The following is a 20204-nucleotide window of genomic DNA, read 5'->3' as shown; positions in this document are numbered from 1 at the left end:
TCGATACCCTCCGCTTCGCCGACGCCATGCCCGATTCGCCGCTTTCCCATCGCTCCGGCTCTGCCGTCCCCACCCTGGTTACGCCACACGACGAGGCCGTGCCGCTCCTTACCGTCGCGGAACTGCGCGTCGCCGAGACCGCGGCACAGGCCGAACTGCCCGCGCATGCGCTGATGGCGCGCGCCGGGGCCGCCGCCGCCCGCTTCCTGCGCGAGCACATCGCCCATGCGCCCTCGCCGGCCGCAGGACGGCCCGTCTGGCTCGTTGCCGGGCCAGGCAACAACGGCGGCGACGCCCTGGTCGTCGCAACTGAACTGCACCGCGCGGGCGTGCCCGTGGAGGTCTGCATGCCCGTCGAGGTCAAGCCGGACGACGCCTGCTGGGCGTTGGCCGAAGCCCGCGCGGCTGGCGTGCCCATCGGCGCCGTGCCGCCCGATGCGTTCGACGCCTACGGCTGGCTCGTCGACGGCATGTTCGGCATCGGGCTCGCGCGCGGCCTCGAAGGCGTCTTCGCCGGTCTCGCCGCGCGCCTCTCGGCCAGGGCGCGCAGTGACGGCCACGTGCTCGCGCTGGATGTGCCGAGCGGCCTCGACAGTGACACCGGCAACGTGGTCGGCACCGGCCCCGCCGTGCGCGCAACGCACACGGTCACCTTCATCGCGGCCAAGCCCGGCCTCTACACCGGCGAGGGCCGCGATTACGCGGGTGCCGTGACTGTCGCGCCGATCGGTGTCACAGCGGGCATTGATGCACCGAATGCCCCAGGCCCGGCACGCCTGAACGCCCCGTCGCTCTTCGCCCCCTCGCTGCCCGCCCGGGACTACTCGACGCACAAAGGCACGTACGGCACGCTCGCCGTGATCGGCGGCGACACCGGCATGTGCGGCGCGCCCATCCTCGCCGCGCGCGCCGCGCTGCTGACGGGTGCGGGCAAGGTGCACGTGGGCTTCATCGGCAGCGACGCGCCACCCTACGATCCGCCGCATCCCGAACTGATGCTGCATGCCGCAGGCAAGCTCGCGCTCGGCACGCTCGACGCCGTCGCCGCGGGCTGCGGCATGGGCGGCAGCGCCTCGGCCCGCAGTCTCGTCGACCAGATCCTGCAGCTCGACGCCCCCGTTCTGCTCGATGCCGACGCACTCAACCTCGTGGCCCGCGACGAAGCCCTCGCGGCGCGCGCCGCCGCCCGCACCCTACCGTGCGTGATCACGCCGCATCCGCTTGAGGCAGCGCGCCTGCTGGCCACCGAAACGGCCTCGGTCCAGCGCGACCGCCTCGCCGCCGCACGCGCGCTGGCGGCCCGCCTCGCCGCCGTGGCCGTGCTCAAGGGCAGCGGCACGGTCATTGCGGCGCCGGACGGCCGCGTTGCCGTCAACCCCACCGGCAATGCGGGGCTTGCGACAGGCGGCACGGGCGACGTGCTCGGCGGCCTGATCGGCGCCCTGCTCGCGCAGCGCCTGCCACCGTTCGAAGCGGCGCTCGCGGGCGTCTGGCTGCACGGGCTCGCCGCCGACACGCTCAGCGCCGAAGGCACCGGCCCCGCGGGTCTCACGGCAGGCGAACTGGCGCCGGCGGTGCGGCGGCTGATGAACCGGCTGTTCTACTCGTCGCGTGGCTGACGTTCGCGGCTGTTGCCTGCAAAACGCACGACCGTGCGCGGGACACGCTTCGCGCAGGCACGCGCGGGACCGCTATACTGATTCACCGCGTAGCCCAAAATCCATTGGACGCGGGCTCGCATCCCTGCGGCGCGTACAGCCTTCGCCTGCCTCACCGGCGACCTCGCGCCCGCGCGTTCTCCATTCGTTCTTCCCCGCCAGACGAACATGACGAATCCCCTCCCTGCATGGTCCGCGCTTCAGGCGCACTACGAACAGATCCGCAACGAACGCCTGCGTGACTGGTTCGCGCCCGCCAACGACCCCGCGCCCACCCGCGCCGAACGCTACACGTACGCGGGCGGCGGCCTCGCGGCCGACTTCTCGAAAAACCGCATCACCGACGCCACGCTGAAGCTGCTGGTGCAGCTCGCCCGCGAGGCCGGCGTCGAGGCGCGCCGCGACGCCATGTTCGCGGGTGAGATCGTCAACCCGACGGAAGGCCGCGCGGCACTGCACACGGCCTTGCGCGCGACCGAGCCCGACGCGCCCTTCCATACGCAGATCCTCGCCGAGCGCGCAAAAATGGCGAAATTCGCCGACGCCGTGCGCAGCGGCGCCTGGACCGGCTATACGGGCAAGCGCATCCGTCACGTCGTGAACATCGGCATCGGCGGGTCGGACCTCGGGCCGAAGATGGTCGTGCACGCGCTCCAGCACCTCGAATTGCCCGAGATCACGTCGCACTTCGTCTCCAACGTCGACGGCGCGGACCTGTGGCGCGTCATCGAAAACATCGATCCGGAAGAGACGCTGGCCATCATCGTCTCGAAGACCTTCACGACGCTCGAAACCATGACGAACGCGCGTTCGATGCGCGACTGGTTCGTCAAGCACGGCTGCCCCGAAAGCGCGCTCGCGAAGCACTTCGTCGGCGTCTCGGCCAATCCGGCCGAGGTCGTGAAGTTCGGCATCGCAAAGGACAACGTGTTCGAGATGTGGGACTGGGTGGGCGGCCGCTACTCGCTGTGGTCGGCCGTGGGCCTCTCGATCATGATCGCGATCGGGCCGCAGCAGTTCGACGAGCTGCTCGCGGGCGCGCACGACATGGACAAGCACTTCCGCGAGACCCCGCTCGAAAAGAACCTGCCGGTGCTGCTCGGCATGATCGGCATCTGGTATCGCAACTTCTTCGGTTCGCAGAGTTATCTCGTCGCGCCGTACTCCGAGGCGCTGCACTATCTGCCTTCGTACCTGCAGCAGCTCGAAATGGAGAGCAACGGCAAGCAGGCGCGCCTCGACGGCAAGTTCGTCGATTACGCGACCTCGGCGATTACGTGGGGGGAGCCTGGCACGAACGGCCAGCACGCGTTCTTCCAGATGCTTCACCAGGGCACGACGATCGTGCCGATCGACTTCATTGCCGTGCTCACGCCCGAGCATCCGCTTGCCGATCATCACCCGAAGCTGCTCGCGAACTGCTTCGCGCAAAGCGAGGCGATGATGCTCGGCCGCACCGAGGAAGAAGCCAGGAAGATCGCCGGCCCGGACAAGCCCGAACTCGTGCCGCACATCATGTTCCCCGGCAACCGCCCGACCACGACGCTGCTCGTGGACGCGCTCACGGCCCGCTCGCTCGGCGCGCTGATCGCGCTCTACGAGCACAAGGTGCTCGTGCAGGCGACGGTGTGGGATATCAACCCGTTCGACCAGTGGGGCGTCGAGCTCGGCAAGATTCTGGGCAAGGTGGTGGAGGCCGACCTCACGGCCGCGCCGGGCGACGTGAAGGCGCACGATTCGTCGACGGCCGCGCTGATCGCACGGGCACGCGCCGCGCTCAAGCGCTGAGAACGGAACTGAGGCACAAGGGCGCGCCCTGTGCCTCGTTTCCTAGCGGCCCGCCTCGACCTGGCCGGACGTGCGCGCACCGGCATCCAGCGCCCCAGGCATCACGCGCCGGCCTGCCTCGATCGTCACCGTGCTATCGCAGCGGCGCGCAAGATCGATGTCATGCGTGACCAGAACGAGCGTCGCACCGTTCGCGCGATTCATCTCGAACATCAGGTCGATGACGGCATGGCCCGTGGCGGCGTCGAGACTGCCCGTCGGTTCGTCGGCAAAGAGCACGGACGGGTGGGTGACGAACGCGCGAGCGAGCGCCACGCGCTGCTGCTCGCCGCCGGAAAGCAGCTTTGGATAGTGCGCGGTGCGCTGGCCGAGGCCGACACGTTCGAGCAGCGCGCGGGCGCGCAGATAGGCCTCGCGCGAGGCCATGCCGCCCTGCAGTTCCAGCGGCAGCGCAACGTTCTCGAGTGCCGTGAGATGCGGCATCAACTGGAACGACTGGAACACGAAACCCACCGAGCCGTTGCGCAGCGCCGCACGCTGATCCTCGGCCATCCCGGTCAGCTCCTGGCCCAGCAGCCGAACGGAGCCCGCGCTCGCACTGTCCAACCCCGCTAGCAGGCCGAGCAGCGTAGACTTGCCCGAGCCCGACGCGCCGATGATCGCCACGCTGCTGCCGGCGGCAACGGTGAGGTCGATGCCCTCGAGGATCGTCAGCTCACCGGTGGCATCGGTGACCCGCTTGCACAACCCCCGCACTTCGATGACTGGATCGCTATTCATTCGCACATGATCAAGCACAGGTTAGCCGTCAAGGCGCTTCGCAGCGCATTTTCCTCCGCACGCACCCAACTCGCCGGATGCTTCGCCGCGCTTCTTTCCACATCGCTCTCCGCATTTCTCGCCGCCGGACTCGCCGCAAGCGGTCTTGCCCTCGCCGCCCAGGCGGCCTGCGCGGCTACGGCACCGACTGCGGCGCCAACCGCGGTCAACGCCGCGAAGCCCATGATCGTCGTGCTCGGCGATAGTCTCTCCGCCGAATACGGACTACCTCGCGACACCGGGTGGGTCGCGCTGATGCGCGAGCGGCTGGCCAGCGACCGAATCGATTATAGCGTCGCGAACGCGAGCATCAGCGGCGACACCACGAGCGGCGGCCTCGCGCGTCTGCCGCTCGTGATGCAACGCCTCAAGCCCGCCATCGTGATCGTCGAGCTGGGCGCCAACGACGCGCTGCGCGGCGTACCGCTCTCCACCACCGACAGCAACCTGCGCGCCATCATCGCCGAAGTCCGCAAGGGCAACGCGAAGCCGATGCTCGTGGGCATGTACGTGCCGCCCAATTACGGCCCCGACTACACTCAGAAATTCCATGGCCTGTATGGCCAGTTGTCGAAGGAACTGAACGTGCCGCTGGTCCCGTTCCTGCTTGCCGGGCTCGCCGACAAACCCGACCTCTTCCAGTCCGACCAGATCCACCCCACCCAGCAGGCACAGTCATTGCTTCTCGATAACGTGTGGCCGACGCTGAAGCCGCTGCTGGAGAGCGGTGCCCGGCGCTAGCCGGAGCAGGACGTCAAGCGGCGTCTTGCGGCTCCGGGCCCCGGCGAATCGGTCATGGAACCTTTGCCGGACGAGCGGCATGCGTCCGATTCCGATCGACCCTGACTGGAGGGAGTCAAGCGTGAAATATTTACCTCTTATTGTCATAACGGCAGCACTCGGTGCCTGCGCGAACCAGCCGATCCCAAGCGGCACGCAGTCCGTGGGCACGAGCCAGCAGCCGCCGGGGGCCGTGGCGCAATGCATCGCGCAGAAGTGGGCCGACCGCTCGCAGCAACAGGTCGTGACGCAAACGGTCGTCGCAAACGACCAGGCCGCCGACGTCTACATGCCGGGCCAGCAGCCGCCAAACGGCGGCGCCGCGATCGTTCGCCCCGCCTGGTCCTCGAGCGGCAAGACCTGGGTGGGCCTGCGCGCGGGCGCCGGCGCGGACAGCGGCGCCACGGGCGACATCAGCGCCTGCCTCTGACGACCGTTGCACCGCCTCTTTCACCTCTCGCAACGACCGCAAAAAACAAAGCCCCGCAGTTCGACTGCGGGGCTTTGTTCATGCATGCCAGCCCGGGACGGCTTAGAGGTTGCTTACTGCCCGTCGCCCGCCTGACCGGAGGCGCCGAGCGACCCGTAGTACTTGACCTTCGAGCGGTCGCGCACCGCGTCGAGATAAGCCTGGCCCTGCGACTGCCCGATCATCTGGGCGAGCTGCTGCTGCGCGGCGGCAAGGCGCGGACCTTCCACTGCGGGGCCCTGCGCGATCGAGTTCACGCGGTAGATCGCATAACCGTCGGCACCGAGATCCACGCCGACGTAGGCCGGCAATTTCTGCGAATCGGCCTTGAAGACGGCGGAGAGCGCGGCGGGGGGCAGCCCCTGCGCATCGTTGCGCGAGACCTTCACCGCCGACGAGAACCCGTCAGTCGCCTTCGACTTCTGCAGATCGGCGAGCTTCGCTTCGCCATCCTTGCGCGCAAGTTCGGCCGCCTGCTCCGCCACCACCTTCTGGCGCACGGCGTCCTTGACTGCGGCGAATGCGGGCGTGGCCGCAGGCTGGAAGCTCGTCACGTGCGCCGAGATCAGCGTGCTGTTGCCGACGTCGATTGCCTGCGTGTTGTTGTGCTGGTTCACCGAATCGTTCCCGAACACGGCGTCGAGGAATTTCTGGTTGTTCAGCGGGCTGTCCGGCGGCAGCGCGGGGTTCGGCTTCGGCGTAACCGTGGCCGTCTGGAGCGTCAGCTTGTACTTGTCGGCAGCCGGCTGCAAGCTCTTCGACTGTTCGTAGACCAGCGAGCTGAAGCCATCGGAGTCGTCGACGAGAAGCTTGCCGGCCTGCTGCGCCTTGACGTCGTTGACGATCGACGCCTTCACGTCGCCGAACGGCTTGGTCGTGGCGGGTTTGATATCCGTAACCTTGACGATGTGATAGCCGAAGTCCGACTGGATCACGTCGCTGATCTCGTCCTTCTTGAGCTTGAACACGGCATCGTCGAAAGCCTGTCCGCCCGCGATCATGCCGCGCCCGAAGTAGCCGAGGTCGCCGCCCTTCGCCGCCGAACCCGGGTCCTGCGATTCCTTCTGTGCGATCTGCGCGAACTGGTCGGGATGCGCCTTCACTTCAGCCAGGATCGACTCGGCCTTCTGTTTGGCCGCATTGCGGTCGGCCGCGCTGGCATCCTTCGGCACCGCGATCAGGATATGACTCGCGCGCACCTCTTCGTCCGTGCGGTAATGCGCGATGTTGTCGTTGTAGTACTGCTGAAGATCGGCATCGCTCGGTTGCACGTTCGCCGCCACCGTGGCCGCCGAAAGCACCAGGTACTGGATCTGCGCCGTGGCGGGCGTTGCGAAGTCGCTCTTGTGCGCGTCGTAGTAAGCCTGCAGTTGCGCGTCGGTGGGCTGAACCTTGGCAGCATAGTCGCTGGCGTGGAACGCGAGACCCTGCACTTCGCGCTGCTGCTCCGAGAGCGCCATCAGATGCTGGGCGAGCGACTTCGGCGTGAACGCACTGTCGATCACCGCACCGGGCAACTGCTGCATCGCGATGCCATAGCGTACGCGCTCGTCGTACTGCTCGGGCGTCATGCCCTGCATCGCGAGCAGTTGCTTGTAGCGGTCGAGGTCCATCGAACCGTCGGGCTTGCGCAGCGAAGCGATCACCGGATCGGCGAGCAGCGTGCGGCGCACGGCGTCGTCGGACGCCGTGAGATGCAGACGCTGCGTCTCATCCGCGAGTACGCGCTGCTGGATCAGGCCGTCCAGAATATCCTTGCGATGCTCCGGCGTATCGAAGAGGCTCGCGTCGAAGTTCGCGCCCATGACCTGGCGCGCCTGATCGAGCTGCTGGCGCGCCGCGCTGTCGTACTCGGCGCGGGTGATCTTGTGACCATTCACGCTGGCGACGTTCGCGCTTTCGTCGAAGAAGCCGCGGAAACCTTGAATGCCGACGAAGCCGAGCCCTGGCAGGACCACCAGGATCAGCATGAACATCATCAGCCGTTTGTGATTGCGGAAAAAGTCGAGCATGCGTGAAGGAGCAAAAAGAGCGCCAAAAACAGAACGCCCGATATTACCTCAGAGGACAATAAAAAAGGCGAACCGCAGTTTGCCTTCGGTTCGCCTTCTACTGATCTGGCGGAGCGGACGGGGCTCGAACCCGCGACCCCCGGCGTGACAGGCCGGTATTCTGACCAACTGAACTACCGCTCCGTGCGGTACTACCTGCACGCGCGGTTGACTTCACGTGCCTGACAGGAAAACCGTGGAAACTGGTGGTGCCGAGGGGTTCCAGGCCCCCCTTGCCTGCCTTGCTGGCCAAGGCTTTTCACTAGTTCGATTGCCCAGATACAACGACGCAAGATTTTGCCTCAAATGCCGCGACCTTGCAACGGGAATCTGACCGCGCCGGCTTACCGGGGAGCAACGTGCGCCTGGAGTCAGGACATCTTGAAAGCGGGGTCGCGCCGCAATGGATCGTCTTCGCAGTCTGCGTGTCTACCCAGAGCGGCCGCCGCTCGTCGAAGTTGACCGACGACGCCATATGGACAAGCTGACGGCAGAAATACCTCACGTCACGGCCTCCATCCGTGCCTTACGTGCAGTGATCCGTCAGCATGTTGGACACGCTCGACAAGACAAGGCAAACGCATTCCTCAAGGACGTAGAAAAAGCAGTCAATTACGGCAAAACCTGGTCTGCCCCCTCTTTCTGGGCAACGCGTTGACTGGCTAGCGTTCGGCATGAGCCGAGGTGGTACTGCGTGATATGATCCAGGAGTAAAAATTAGTGCCATGTCTTTTCATAGCGAACCAAGAACATCGATGGACCACTACCGGATCCGACGCATAAAAGGGGATATCGTAGAAGCTGTCTGTAAGAATCATTTTGCAGCGATGGGCTTCCAAATCGAGAACGCGGGCGTTGAACACTTCGCGACTCAATTCGCCAATCGGTCTTCACGCTTCCGAGGCCAGTCCGGCGGCAGCAACGTGAACAAGATCCAGAACTACATCGGGAGATTGCCCGACCTGCTGATCGGTCACGAGAAGCACGACCACCATTTTGTGGAAGCCAAATTCCGTGACGCCATTTCAATATATGACTTCGCCCAAGAGTTACTATGGGACTACCGAAAGCAGATTTTCGGCCGCGAATTCGATCACGACATCTTCAGTAACCTGACGAAGACCCAATGGACCGATGAGACTTCAGCTTACGACCTTTCCAGGGAAAATCGTGCTCATCTGGATGCGTTCATGAAGTCGGTCACGCAGGGAGGAATTGAGCCGGATCAGATTCAGGTTCCGATGATGTTTTACGTTCTCATCAAGAACGGAAAGATCTTTTCTCTGTTTCTGATCCGCTTCGACACTGAGAGTGGAAATTTTCAAATCCATCAGGCCGGAAAATCCAGAGAAATCGCCTCGACGGACATTGCGACCCGGGATTTTTTGAGCGACTTCGACAAGTATTACTCCGAGGTCGTAGCGCCTATTTTACGAGAAGTGTTTTCAGCCGATGTCGAGGTCGCCGAGCCACCGCCATCGGAAGCCCAAAGGACCATACTCCAAGGGTCCATTCTCGACGTCTGTATGGCTGCCGCACTGAAATTGAAGCGGCAGGGACGCAACGGGGTCTACTTCGGTGAATTACTCAAAGAAGACTCCGTGGTGTCTTGGCTAAAAAATGCTCAACTTTCCGCCAACAGAGAGAACCTGAAAATTGAACTCGAAAAATGCGGAGTTAGCGGCGCAGCAGCCACCACCTTTACCTTGGACGACGGCAGCGAAATCGACTTGCGCATCAAGATCTACACCGGGGATTTTGACTTCTACATGAAGTGACATCGATCTTCAAGATCCCAGCGGAAACTCGGCATCGTAAAGGGCGTACGTCCTTCCCGGCCGACGGACACATCCGTTCTCACCGCTCGCCGCTCTCTTAAGCTCACATTGTCGCCCCAGACGTAAGCCTTCAGAGTCGAATAGACAGCCGGAGCCCAGCCGCTGTGTCGCCCCGTGGCGGCATCCAGGCCATCCTCAGGAGAGGCTGCCGAAAGGGACAATTGCGCGTTGAAACGCCCGATCAGATGGTCGGCGTGACTTTCGAGGTTCGTCCGGGTCCTCGCTATCAGCGATATTGCACTGAGCGACAACGAAGGGTTGCCTGATACCAGCCATCGAGCGAGCACCGGTTCTGATTCGTCCGACTCGGCCCACACGCGCAGCGTGCTCGAATATTCAGTGCCGGCTTCTGCAAGGCTCTCGGCTTGCTTTAACCTGGCCTGCCATTCGGTTTCGCTGATCCTCGTCACCTGTATTCCCTCTATACGTTTTCCTGTGTCAACCAGCCTGCGTTTCGGCGTCGCCCATCAACGCACGCAAATCGCGCTCAAGCTCTGCCATGGTTGAGGCAACTTCCGTCGAGACGCGCAGCTCGATTTCTATCCACTTTTCGGTCCTATTTTGCTGTCGCGATATCACCAGGTTAAACAGGTTTGCGCTACTCGCTAGCGACTGCCGAATCTGGTCGATCCGTTCGGATGCGCTCTGCGTCAGGAAAATCCGCTGCGGGAGATACGCAGCATCGAACGCTTCAAAGGCGTCAGCGATGCACAGCCCGGCTTACTTCAGAAACTGGAAGTCGCAGCCTTCATCAGCCTGGAGAATCTCGCGCTCATACAGCTTCGCGTAGCCGCGCTTGACCGTCGACTCGGGACGCGGCGGCTGTTCGGCGCGCCGACGATCGAGTTCCCTGTCCGAAACGAGCAGTTCCAGCGAGCGATTTGCGACGCTCAGGCGAATCCGGTCGCCGTTGCGGACCAGTCCGAGCGGGCCGCCCGAAGCGGAGTCCGGCGTGATGTGCAGAACAATCGTTCCGTATGCGGTACCGCTCATGCGAGCATCCGACATGCGGACCATGTCCTTGACGCCGGCGCGCGCCAGCTTGCCAGGAATGGGGAGGTAACCTGCTTCCGGCATGGCGGCATCGCTCGTTGGGCCGGCGTTCTGCAGGATAAGGAAGTCGTCGGCCGTCACATCGAGTTCATCACTGTCTATGCGATCAGCGACATCCTGCAGCGATGTGAACACCACTGCACGCCCCTCCTTTTCAAACAGCTTCGGATCAGCAGCCGAGCGCTTGAGGATCGCACCGCGCGGTGCGAGGTTGCCAAACAGCGCAACGAGACCGCCGGTCTCGCGCACCGGCTCGGAGGAGGGTTTGACCACGGCATGATCGACCCAGCCGACGTCGTTCAATCGGTCACCCAGCGTCTCGCCCGTGATCGTGCGGCAGTCCAGATGCAACAGCGGCTTGATCTCGCGGAGGATGGCAGGCACGCCGCCCGCTGCGTACAGGTCCTCCATGTAGTACTGGCCGGTCGGCTTCAAGTCGACGAGCACGGGCGTCGTATCGCTCAACTGATTCAATCGATTCAGGTCTACCTTGATGCCGAGACGGCCAGCGATCGCCGTGAGGTGAATTACGGCATTGGTCGAGCCACCGATTGCGAGCAGCACGCGAAGCGCGTTCTCCACCGACTTCTCGGTGACGATCTCACTCGGGCGGATCGGGTTTGCGATGAGGTTGAAAGCCACACGCCCGGTTTCCTCTGCGATGCGCAGACGGTCGGCGTCTACCGCTGGGCATGCCGCGCTGTTCGCCGGCATCATCCCGAGCGTCTCGGCGATGATCGCCATCGTGCTGGCCGTGCCCATTACCGCGCAGGTGCCTGCCGTGGACGCGAGACGTCGCTCGACCGTGTTGATCTCATTCGCGTCAATTTCGGTGGCGCGGAACCTGGCCCAGAATCGACGACAGTCTGTGCAGGCGCCAAGACGTTCGCCACGGTGACGGCTGGTCGACATCGGACCCGCCACGAGCTGGATGGCCGGGATATTCGCCGATGCTGCTCCCATCAACTGCGCTGGAACAGTCTTGTCACATCCGCCAAGCAGGACCACAGAATCCATCGGCTGCGCCCGGGTCATTTCCTCAACGTCCATCGACATGAGATTGCGGAATTTCAGGCTCGTGGGCGTAAGGAACGTCTCACCGAGCGAGATCGTCGGAAACTCGATGGGCAGGCCGCCCGCTGCGAGGACGCCGCGCTTCACCGCCTCGATCATCTCGGGAAAGTGACGATGGCAGTTGTTGAAGCCGCTGGCCGAATGCGCGATGCCGACGATGGGACGGTCCAGCATCTCGCGGCTGTAGCCCATCGAACTTGCAAACGTGCGACGCAGATAGACGCTGAATTCGCGGTCACCGTAGTTAGTCAGGCCGCGGGCGAAACCCACCGGCTGGACAGAATCCTTCTTGCTGTTTTGCTCGCTCATCGCCAACTCACTGAATACGAAGCTTGATGTACTTGGGTTCCAGGTAGTCGCGCATGCCCAGTTGACCGCCTTCACGACCCATGCCACTTTCTTTCACACCGCCGAACGGAACCTCGGCCGACGCAAGCAGCATGTCATTCACACCGACCATGCCTGCCTCGAGCGCTTCGCTCGCTCGCGTTGCCGTGCCGAGCGAACTGGTGAACACATAGGCGGCGAGACCGAAGGGCACGTTGTTGGCGCGCTCGATCACTTCGTCGAACGTCTTGAAGCTCGCAACCGGTGCGACCGGCGCGAACGGCTCGGCCGTCATGATTTCCGCGTGTTCCGGCACATCGCCCAGAACCGTCGGTTCAAAGAAGAAGCCGCCGCTCGGGAAGCTCGTGGGGATCGAGCCGCCGGCCTGCAAGGTTGCGCCCCTGGACACCGCATCGCTGACCATGCTGACCGCGCGTTCGCGACCGCGCGCATTGGCCATCGGACCGAATTCCGTGGACGCGTCGAGACCATTGCCCAGACGCAGCGACTTCGCGACATCGGCCATTGCCTTTTCGAACGATGCCTTGATGCTCTCATGAACATAGAAGCGGCTAGGCGAAATGCAGACCTGACCCGCGTTGCGAAACTTCGTGCGCGCACAGAGCGTGCCAGTTTCAACGGGATCAACGTCATCAAATACCAGCACCGGGGCGTGACCGCCAAGCTCCATGCTCACGCGCTTCATGCCGTCCGCGCACAACTTCAAAAGAATCTTGCCGACAGGCACCGAGCCGGTGAGGCTGACCTTGCGGACGATTGGCGAAGCGATCAGGTGCGCCGAGATGTCGGTCGACTTGCCGGTAACCACATTGAGCACACCCTTTGGGAGACCGGCGGCACGCACTGCCTCGACCATGATGTACGTTGAAAACGGGGCCTCTTCCGACGGCTTGACGATAATCGAGCAGCCCGCTGCGAGTGCAGGTGCGATCTTGCGCGCGGGCAGCAATCCCGGAAAATTCCATGCCGTGAATGCTGCCACGGGGCCGACCGGATCGAAGCGCACGTGAAGACGCGTGTTCGCATCGCGCCCGTCAAGAGTATGACCGAAAACGCGGCATGCTTCGCCGGAATACCAGTCGAATTGCTCGGCCATGGCGTTGAACTCACCGCGGGCTTCCGCGAGCGGCTTGCCCGTTTCGAGCGTCATCATGCGAGCGCCTTCATCAGCGCGAGCACGGATTTCCGCTGCCACGCGGCTCAGCAACGCCGCACGCTCCCAGCCACTCACGGCCCGCCATGTGCGGAAGCCGCTCTGAGACGAATTCAACGCATCGTCGAGATCACGTGCGTCGGCGCAGGGAATCTCGCCGAGCGCACTTCCGTCGAACGGATTCAGCACCGGCTCCGTATTTCCAGACGAAGCCTGACGCCATTCACCGTCGATAAACAGTCCATATCGTTGATACACGGTTGCCTTCTCAATGTCTGATCTAGATTGTCTGCTGGGCGTAGAGCTTTTCGACATCGTCGACCCACGGCCCGACGTTCCAGCGACCGTATGCGCCCATGCCTCCTTCGTCCTGGTGGCCCCAGTACACCGGCACATGCACCACCGACAGGCCGTCGTGACGATAAGCCTCCTCCAGCGCCGCATCCAGCTCGCCGAGCGTGTAGCCGCCGAAGATACCCTTCACGCCTTTGACCGAGTTGGCCATCGCGACGAAGTCCACCTGCACCGGGTCATTCGTGCCGAAGTCCGGGCCGTACTGCGAAGCCTGCAGCGACGAGATCGCTCCCATGCGCCGGTTGTCGAAGATCACCAGCATCCCCTTCGTGCCGTGCACCACCGCGTCGATCAGGATCTGCGGATTCATCATGAATGAGCCGTCGCCCGTGAAGCCGACCATGTAGCGGGGCTGCTCCGCGAGCGCGCCGGCCAGCATGCCGCTCGACGCAAAGCCCATGTACGAGGCACCCGTTTCCGTGTACGTCTGGTCCGCGCGGTCGTCTTCCACCAACTGGAAGCCATTGGCCTGCACATCGCCCGCGTCGAACAGCTTGATCGCCCCCACGCGGTTCGCAAACGACGACACCGCGTGCACCGCGCTCGGCTGCGTGAGCACCTTGCGCCCCCACACCTCGTCCTGCAGCGTCACGCCCGCCACGCGCTCGCGCTTCAGTGCGTTCCACTCGGCCTTCTTCGCCTGGCATGCCTCGACCCAGGCGTTCGAGACAGGCTTCGATACGTTGCGGCGCCTGAGCGCTGCGACCAGTCCGTCGATGACCGCACCCACGTCCCCCGTCAGTCCGACCGTGTGGTTGTAGTGATTGGCGTCGTCGACGTCGCCATTGATGTTGATGACCGCCCCGACCTGCGGATAACCCGTGCCCGAGCAGTCGGCCTGGCACACCGCGCGCGAGCCCACCGCGATCAGCAGCGTGGCGCTCTCCATGGAGTGGTTGCCCGAGATCGAGCCCTTGCTGCCGCCCACGTGCATGTTGCGCGGATGCGCGTCGGGCAGCACGCCCACCGAGCCCGGCGAGAGCACCACCGCGCCGTTCACTGCGTCCGCGAGCCGTGCCATCTGCTCGCCATGGCGACGCGAGCCGCCGCCTGCCTTGATCACGATGCGCTCGTGCTGCGCGATCAGATCGCAGGCCGAATCGTAGGCAGCGTCTTCCGCAGGCGCGACCACCGGCATCTCGATACGCTCGGGCAGCGCATCGAGGCGCAACTGCATGCGTTTGGGCTGCACGTTGATCGGCAGCATCAGGAAGAACGGCCCCGCGAAGTACGGACGGTGTACCGTCTCCGTGCCGCGGCGCATTGCCTCGCGCAGCGCCTCGGGCGTGTGCAGCGTGTACGCGCCGCTCATCGTCTCGGCAATGCGCAGAAACTGGCTCTGGCGGCGCGTGGGGATCTGCTGCATGTTGTAGCCTTCGCCGTGCGTCGTCTCGTCGCCGTAGATGTGGTACACGCCGACCCCGTTGGAGGCGGCCGCGAGCGAGCCCGCGAACGCCTGCAGCGCGCCCGGGCCGATCGACGTGACCACCGCGGGCGTCTCACCGAATGCCCAGGCCAGCGCCGTGGCCGCGTGTGCCATCGCGACCTCGTTACGGCACTGGAAAAAGCGCGTGACGCCCTCTTCGGTGTACGCGCGCAGGATCTCGCCCAGGTCGGTCGTGCCGTGCCCCAGGATGCCCAGATACTTGGACACACCCTGGCGCAGCAGCGCGAGCACGAGTGCTTCCGACACGGTGACGTCGAGCGATCCCGCCAGGGCTCCTGACTCCAGTGCCTCCTTCAGCCCGCCCGCCCTGGCGATCGCGCGTGCACGCGCCCTCGCCTGCCGCGTTACGTCGTTGTCCAGCGCGTGCGGCTCCTGCTGCTGTGTCAGAGTCGAAGCTTCCGGAAACGTCATGATTGCTTCCCTCGCCCGGACATGATCATCTCGACGATCTCGGTCTGGTTTGTCTTCGAGGTCAGGAGTTCGCCTGCCTTCTGACCGCGGTACATCACTGCGATGCGATCCGTGACCTCGAGAACATCGAGCATATTGTGCGTGATGTACACAACGGCAACGCCTTCATCCGCGAGCTTGCGGGTCAGTTCAAGCACCTTGCGCTGCTCGGGCACCGCGAGCGCCGCTGTCGGCTCGTCGAGAATAACCAGATTCGCCTTCCATCGGATCGCTCTCGCGATTGCCACTGCCTGGCGCTGGCCGCCGGAGAGACTATCAACCGAGACCTTGAGCGACGGGATGTGGATATGAAGACGATCAAGCGTCGCGCGGGCATCGGCGTGCATTGCCTTATTGCGAAGCACCTTGATCAGTTTTGGAACGATGGTTGTCGTAATCTCGCGACCGATATAAAAATTGTCGGTCACGCCGAGATTCGGCACCATCGCGAGGTCCTGGAACACCGTCTCGATTCCGAGTGCGTGCGCTGCCTTCGGCCCTGAAATATTCACTTCCTCTCCCCGGCACAAGATCTGCCCGGAGGAAAGTTGATGCACGCCCGAAAGCACCTTGACGAGGGTCGTCTTTCCAGCCCCATTGTCACCAAGCAGGCCGAGCACTTCACCCGCGCGAATATCGAGGTCCACGTTACGCAGCGCTTCGACGCCCCCGAATCGCTTGCCCACGCCGCGCATCTGGAGGAAAGGCTGAACTTGAGCTGAACTCATTTTGATATCCGTCCTGTAGAGCGAATCAAACGCTCAGGTTGGAGAGGAATGCCCGGCTCTCGTCCAGGATTTGTTCGTCCGTGCGTGTAAAGCCGTAGACCTGCGCTTCGTATTCAATCGAGAGCGCGCCGTCGTAACCGGCATCGCGAAGCCGATCGACAAGCGCCTTGAAGTCGATCTCGCCTTCGCCGAGTGGAGGGAAGGCGAAATCGGGAAATCGACCGGATCCGTCTTTCATGTGAACGTGTGCGATCCTGTCGGCGAAGCGGTCGACAATTTCGAAAGGACTCGCGCCCTGAACGACGATCTGGCTCGGATCGAAGTTGATCTTGAACGGAACCCCGGGCAGGTCCGACGCCAGTCTTGCGTAGTCCTTAGCGCTGTGGAAAATGTGGCCGGCAATCGCTTCGATTCCCAGTTGCACGTCGCGCTCCGACGCATGCTCGACAAGTTCCCCAATCGCATCTGCGAACCATCCCCATGCGATCTCGCGGCTCGTGTTGGCGGCAAGCGGGCCAGAGAGAACATGGACGTAACTCGAACCCATTTCCACGGCGAGATCGTTGCAGCCTTTCATGAAGTCGATTGCCTGTCGGCGTAGAGCTTCTTCAGGATGCAACATCGGGATGTGCGCACCGATAGCCGGCACCTTGAGCTTTGCGGACGCGATGGCGCGACGGATGTCTTCGCGCTCCTCCTTCGGGGTAGCCGGCGTGATGTGCGCTTCTGCCCAGGGCAGCGTTTCCGCGTTCAGTTCAATGCCCGCATAGCCTGCGTCCTTCACTGCCTTGATCACGTCTTTCAACGACCGCCTGGGGAGACCGACCGTATGGAACGATGCGTACATATGGATTTCCTCAAGACGGCACACGCGTGCCGCCTCGTCATGGTGAAATTAGCTGTTAATCAGTAGCTGGGCAGCTTGAACGGCGCGTCGGCCGGCAGCGGAAGATCGACCCAGCGGCCCCCGTCATTTGCCGAGATGTAGGCGCCCTGAACCACTTCCTGCGCCCGCAAGCCGTCCATACCGGAAGCAATAACCGGCGCGCCTTCCGTAATGCTTTTGCAGAAAGCCGCGAACTGGCCTGCATAGGCACTTTTGCGCGGCGGAAAGATCTTGATCCAGCCGCCCTCAAAGGTGTTCCACCAGGCCTCGGGGTAGTGCGCCTCGCGCAATACGTCCGGCAGATCGTTCGCCTTGTTTTCGGTGTACACCGCGAGCGGCGCGGCGTGGAAGGGATTCAGCGTCTCGCTGGCGATGTGGATCGTGCCCTTCGTCCCGTAGATGTCGGTGCCGTCGCCAATTGCCGGGGAATAGCGATCGGAGGAGAGGCAGCCCCGCGCCCCGTTCTTGAAGCGCCCAAGCAACCACACGTTGTCATCCGCCTTCTCCGGCAGCACATGGTGCGACAGCTCGGCGAAAATCGCGGCGAAATCGCCCACGAGATACCGTGCGAGATCGATACGGTGAATCGTCAGGTCGATGATCGTGGCCCCACCGGACTGCGCCAGATCGTAACGATATCGGGACGCCGCCGGATACGCGGTGGACTTCTCCGAGTAGACGGACCGGAACGCATGAACGTCGCCGATGAATCCCGAATCAATGAGCGTCCTGGCGATCTGTACCTGGCTCCAGAATCGCTGGTTGAAGCCGACCTGCAGCACGACGCCAGCCTGCCGGGCGGCTTCTACCATGCGCGCACATTGCTGAACTTCGATGGCGAGAGGCTTCTCGCACAGAATGTGCTTCCCGGCCCTGGCCGCTGCGACGGCTGCCTCTTCGTGCCGGTTGTTCGGCGTCGCGATGATGACGGCGTCGATCTCGCTGCTGTCGAGCATGGCGTCCAGGGTGTCGAAGCGGCGTCCGGCGCCAAACTCGGCGATCAAGCCATCGACGCGGGTCGGGTCTGCGTCATAGATTCCGACCAGGCGCGCAAGGCCGGACTTGAGCACCGTCGGGATGTGACTCAACCGCATGATGGTACCGGCGCCAATCAGTCCGATTCCCAACTGCCTTTCATTGCTCATTTTGGATTCCTTTTAATCCGGATTGGAAATAGCTCGTATTGCCGATGGCCGAAGCCTTATTTGATTATGCGAATCTTTCCGCGGCGGATAGAGACAAGAACGGACGCCACCAGCACAGCTCCAGTCAGCACCGTTTGCACGTTTGTCGACACACCGACGATGACAAGGCCGTTGGCAAGCGTGGTCATGACGAGACTACCGACAACCGTCCCTACGATCGAACCCATGCCTCCGGTCAGTGGCGTGCCGCCAATCACCACAGCGGAAATAGCAAGCAGTTCGAAGCCAATCCCGGTTGTAGGACTTCCCGAGCCGATCTGGGCGGTGAGGATGCCGCCGCCCACACCCGCCATGACGCCGCATAGAACGAACATTGCGAACTTCACGCCCCTGTTCGGGACTCCAAGAATGCGGGTCTTTTCCTCGTCTCCCCCGATCGCGAACACGTAACGGCCGAACGTCGTGAACTTCAGCAACAGGCCGGTTACGACTGCCGCGATCGCCATGATGATCAGCGGTACCGGCGGATTGCCGAGATCGTTATACGGGCTCGCGAGATCGACAGAGACCGGTGTGCCCTGCGTCAGGATAACGGTGAGACCCCGTGCCATGGAGAGCATGCCGAGCGTGACGACGAACGACGGGATGCGCCCGACGACGAACAGCGCACCGTTGACCGCACCCACCACGCCGCCGACCGCCATTGCAACGACGAACGCCCAGACCCCGAGTTGCGGACTTGCCCATGCTGCGAAAATGCCCGCGAGTGCCATTGAAGACCCGACGCTCAGATCGATGCTGCCGCCGATGATCACAAACGTCAGCCCGATCGCGACCACGCACAGGACCGCACAGTTCTGAAACACGGTACCCAGGTTCGACCACGTCAGGAACCGGTCGGGGGCAAGGACACCGAAGATCAGCACAACGAGAAATAACGCGAGGTACGCAATGTAGTGAGCGACAAAATCGCTGTACACGAAACGCTTCCTCGGAGTGGGCACTGCAGGAATGGACGGGTTCGTCGTAGACATCGCTTTACTCTTTAATCTTCAGAGGGAAGGTCTGGCTGGTCGCCTTCGGATTGAACGTCAGTGAGTAGTCCTTGACGTTATAAGGCGGTTGCGAATCGATGAATTGTTGCTTGAACTTTGCGAACGAACCCGAATCGACGTCGAGCAAGCTCAAACGAATGTTCGTATTGAGCGGGTCGTGACCATTCACCTTGTCGAAGGCGATCAGCACGGCGAAACCGAGCTGCAACCAATGGCCGCCGGTCGAAAAGATGTAGTTCGTATTTTTGGAGATCAGATCGACAGCCTGCGGCACGAGGTCCATGCCGGCGAGCTTGATTTCGTCCTGGCGGCCAGCCTGCCGGACCGCGCGGAACGCACCGAGGCACAACGCGTCGTTGTAACACCATACGCCATCGATCTGCCCTTTACCGTGAGCAGCAAGCAGGTCCTGCATTGCCTTGTAGCCCGAGTCTTCCGATTCGCCTGGACCTACGTACTGCACAAGCGTTACGTCTGGATGCGCCTTGATCGCTTCCTCCAGCCCCGACTTGCGGCCCTCTGCAACCGACGAGCCGGGCAAGCCACCGATGGCCACAATCTTCTTCGCGCCGGCGGCGATGAGGTGGTTCGCTATCGAGCGGCCGGCGTAGACATCATCGGGGCCGATGAAACCGAGGTACGGCGCCTGCGCGTTGTCCGCGGCAAAGCCAGGGTAGCGATCGACAATCATGATCGGCAGATGAGCACGATTCGCAATGCGGATCAGACCTGGGGCACTCGCAGTCGACTGCGGCGTTACGACAAGCGCCTGCACGCCACGCGACACCAACGACTGTACGTCGCTGATCTGTTTGTCTTCGCGGTTTTGCGCGCCAACGATAACTAACTTCGCCCCCAGTTGCTGGGCGACGTATTGCGCGAAATTGACGGCTCGAACCCAGAATGGGTTGTCGAGTGTCGGAATCGAGACTCCGATGGTGATGTCTTTCGTCTGCGCCGAGGCCGGAACGACCCACGAGGCTGCGCATGCCAACAGTGCTGCCCCAAATACGCGCCGAAGCGCGCCTCTCCGCGATGCCATGATCATGAATGTCTCCTTAGCTGGGTTCTCCACCCTTGTTCGTCGCCCTTACACCGTCCGATGGAA

The 20204-nt window shown here is 63.1% G+C and carries 17 protein-coding genes and 1 tRNA gene; 6 read left to right on the top strand and 12 right to left on the bottom strand.

What is annotated here, in order from left to right; translation table 11 throughout:
* Positions 1–26: 26 nt before the first annotated feature.
* Both WJ542_RS11740 and pgi read left to right on the top strand, forming a co-directional pair.
* Positions 27–1619 (top strand): NAD(P)H-hydrate dehydratase, encoded by a 1593-nt coding sequence (locus tag WJ542_RS11740; RefSeq protein WP_411190533.1) that lies wholly within the window; start codon positions 27–29, stop codon positions 1617–1619.
* 207 nt (positions 1620–1826) lie between these two features.
* Positions 1827–3446, top strand: coding sequence for a glucose-6-phosphate isomerase (pgi, locus tag WJ542_RS11735; RefSeq protein WP_411189454.1), 1620 nt, complete (start codon positions 1827–1829; stop codon positions 3444–3446).
* Between the two features lie 42 nt (positions 3447–3488).
* Here pgi and WJ542_RS11730 read toward each other — a convergent pair whose 3' ends face one another.
* On the bottom strand, positions 3489–4226 hold the full coding sequence (locus WJ542_RS11730; RefSeq protein WP_411189453.1) for an ABC transporter ATP-binding protein: 738 nt from the start codon (positions 4224–4226) through the stop codon (positions 3489–3491).
* Positions 4227–4232: 6 nt separating this feature from the next.
* Between WJ542_RS11730 and WJ542_RS11725 the strand changes: the two genes are divergently transcribed.
* Entirely contained in the window at positions 4233–5006 is a 774-nt protein-coding gene (locus WJ542_RS11725; protein WP_411189452.1) for an arylesterase, read from the top strand.
* A 121-nt stretch (positions 5007–5127) separates the two neighbouring features.
* On the top strand, positions 5128–5475 hold the full coding sequence (locus tag WJ542_RS11720; protein ID WP_411189451.1) for a hypothetical protein: 348 nt from the start codon (positions 5128–5130) through the stop codon (positions 5473–5475).
* Positions 5476–5588: 113 nt separating this feature from the next.
* Here the strand turns inward: WJ542_RS11720 and WJ542_RS11715 are convergent, their stop codons facing one another.
* On the bottom strand, positions 5589–7526 hold the full coding sequence (locus tag WJ542_RS11715; RefSeq protein WP_411189450.1) for a SurA N-terminal domain-containing protein: 1938 nt from the start codon (positions 7524–7526) through the stop codon (positions 5589–5591).
* 106 nt (positions 7527–7632) lie between these two features.
* Positions 7633–7709: transfer RNA gene (locus WJ542_RS11710), tRNA-Asp, on the bottom strand.
* A 331-nt stretch (positions 7710–8040) separates the two neighbouring features.
* On the opposite strand from WJ542_RS11710, the gene WJ542_RS11705 reads away from it, so the two are divergent.
* Both WJ542_RS11705 and WJ542_RS11700 read left to right on the top strand, forming a co-directional pair.
* Positions 8041–8223 (top strand): hypothetical protein, encoded by a 183-nt coding sequence (locus tag WJ542_RS11705; protein WP_411189449.1) that lies wholly within the window; start codon positions 8041–8043, stop codon positions 8221–8223.
* A 97-nt stretch (positions 8224–8320) separates the two neighbouring features.
* On the top strand, positions 8321–9343 hold the full coding sequence (locus WJ542_RS11700; RefSeq protein ID WP_411189448.1) for a hypothetical protein: 1023 nt from the start codon (positions 8321–8323) through the stop codon (positions 9341–9343).
* On the opposite strand, the gene WJ542_RS11695 is transcribed toward WJ542_RS11700, so the two are convergent.
* The 9 genes from WJ542_RS11695 to WJ542_RS11655 all read right to left on the bottom strand — a co-directional run bounded on the left by WJ542_RS11695 (position 9331) and on the right by WJ542_RS11655 (position 20144).
* A complete protein-coding gene (locus WJ542_RS11695) occupies positions 9331–9813 on the bottom strand; it encodes a hypothetical protein (RefSeq protein ID WP_411189447.1) in 483 nt (160 codons plus the stop codon). The two genes, WJ542_RS11700 and WJ542_RS11695, sit on opposite strands and share 13 nt — an antisense overlap.
* A 310-nt stretch (positions 9814–10123) precedes the next feature.
* Positions 10124–11839 (bottom strand): dihydroxy-acid dehydratase, encoded by a 1716-nt coding sequence (locus WJ542_RS11690; RefSeq protein WP_411189446.1) that lies wholly within the window; start codon positions 11837–11839, stop codon positions 10124–10126.
* 7 nt (positions 11840–11846) lie between these two features.
* Entirely contained in the window at positions 11847–13346 is a 1500-nt protein-coding gene (locus WJ542_RS11685) for an NAD-dependent succinate-semialdehyde dehydrogenase (RefSeq protein WP_411189445.1), read from the bottom strand.
* Entirely contained in the window at positions 13312–15243 is a 1932-nt protein-coding gene (locus WJ542_RS11680; RefSeq protein WP_411189444.1) for a thiamine pyrophosphate-dependent enzyme, read from the bottom strand. Before WJ542_RS11680 ends, WJ542_RS11685 begins: the two co-directional genes overlap by 35 nt.
* Positions 15240–16010, bottom strand: coding sequence for an ATP-binding cassette domain-containing protein (locus WJ542_RS11675; protein WP_411189443.1), 771 nt, complete (start codon positions 16008–16010; stop codon positions 15240–15242). Before WJ542_RS11675 ends, WJ542_RS11680 begins: the two co-directional genes overlap by 4 nt.
* 25 nt (positions 16011–16035) lie before the next feature.
* Positions 16036–16857 (bottom strand): sugar phosphate isomerase/epimerase family protein, encoded by an 822-nt coding sequence (locus WJ542_RS11670; RefSeq protein ID WP_411189442.1) that lies wholly within the window; start codon positions 16855–16857, stop codon positions 16036–16038.
* A gap of 59 nt (positions 16858–16916) precedes the next feature.
* Positions 16917–18041, bottom strand: a complete 1125-nt coding sequence (locus WJ542_RS11665; protein ID WP_411189441.1) for a Gfo/Idh/MocA family protein — start codon at positions 18039–18041, stop codon at positions 16917–16919.
* Positions 18042–18097: 56 nt separating this feature from the next.
* On the bottom strand, positions 18098–19021 hold the full coding sequence (locus tag WJ542_RS11660; RefSeq protein WP_411189440.1) for an ABC transporter permease: 924 nt from the start codon (positions 19019–19021) through the stop codon (positions 18098–18100).
* Between the two features lie 58 nt (positions 19022–19079).
* Complete coding sequence (locus tag WJ542_RS11655) at positions 19080–20144, bottom strand: substrate-binding domain-containing protein (protein WP_411189439.1); 1065 nt, start codon at positions 20142–20144, stop codon at positions 19080–19082.
* Between the last annotated feature and the right edge of the window lie 60 nt (positions 20145–20204).

It is taken from the genome of Paraburkholderia yinzeri (genome assembly GCF_046581065.1).
Lineage (GTDB): Bacteria > Pseudomonadota > Gammaproteobacteria > Burkholderiales > Burkholderiaceae > Paraburkholderia.
This window is presented reverse-complemented; position numbering and strand designations above follow the sequence as displayed.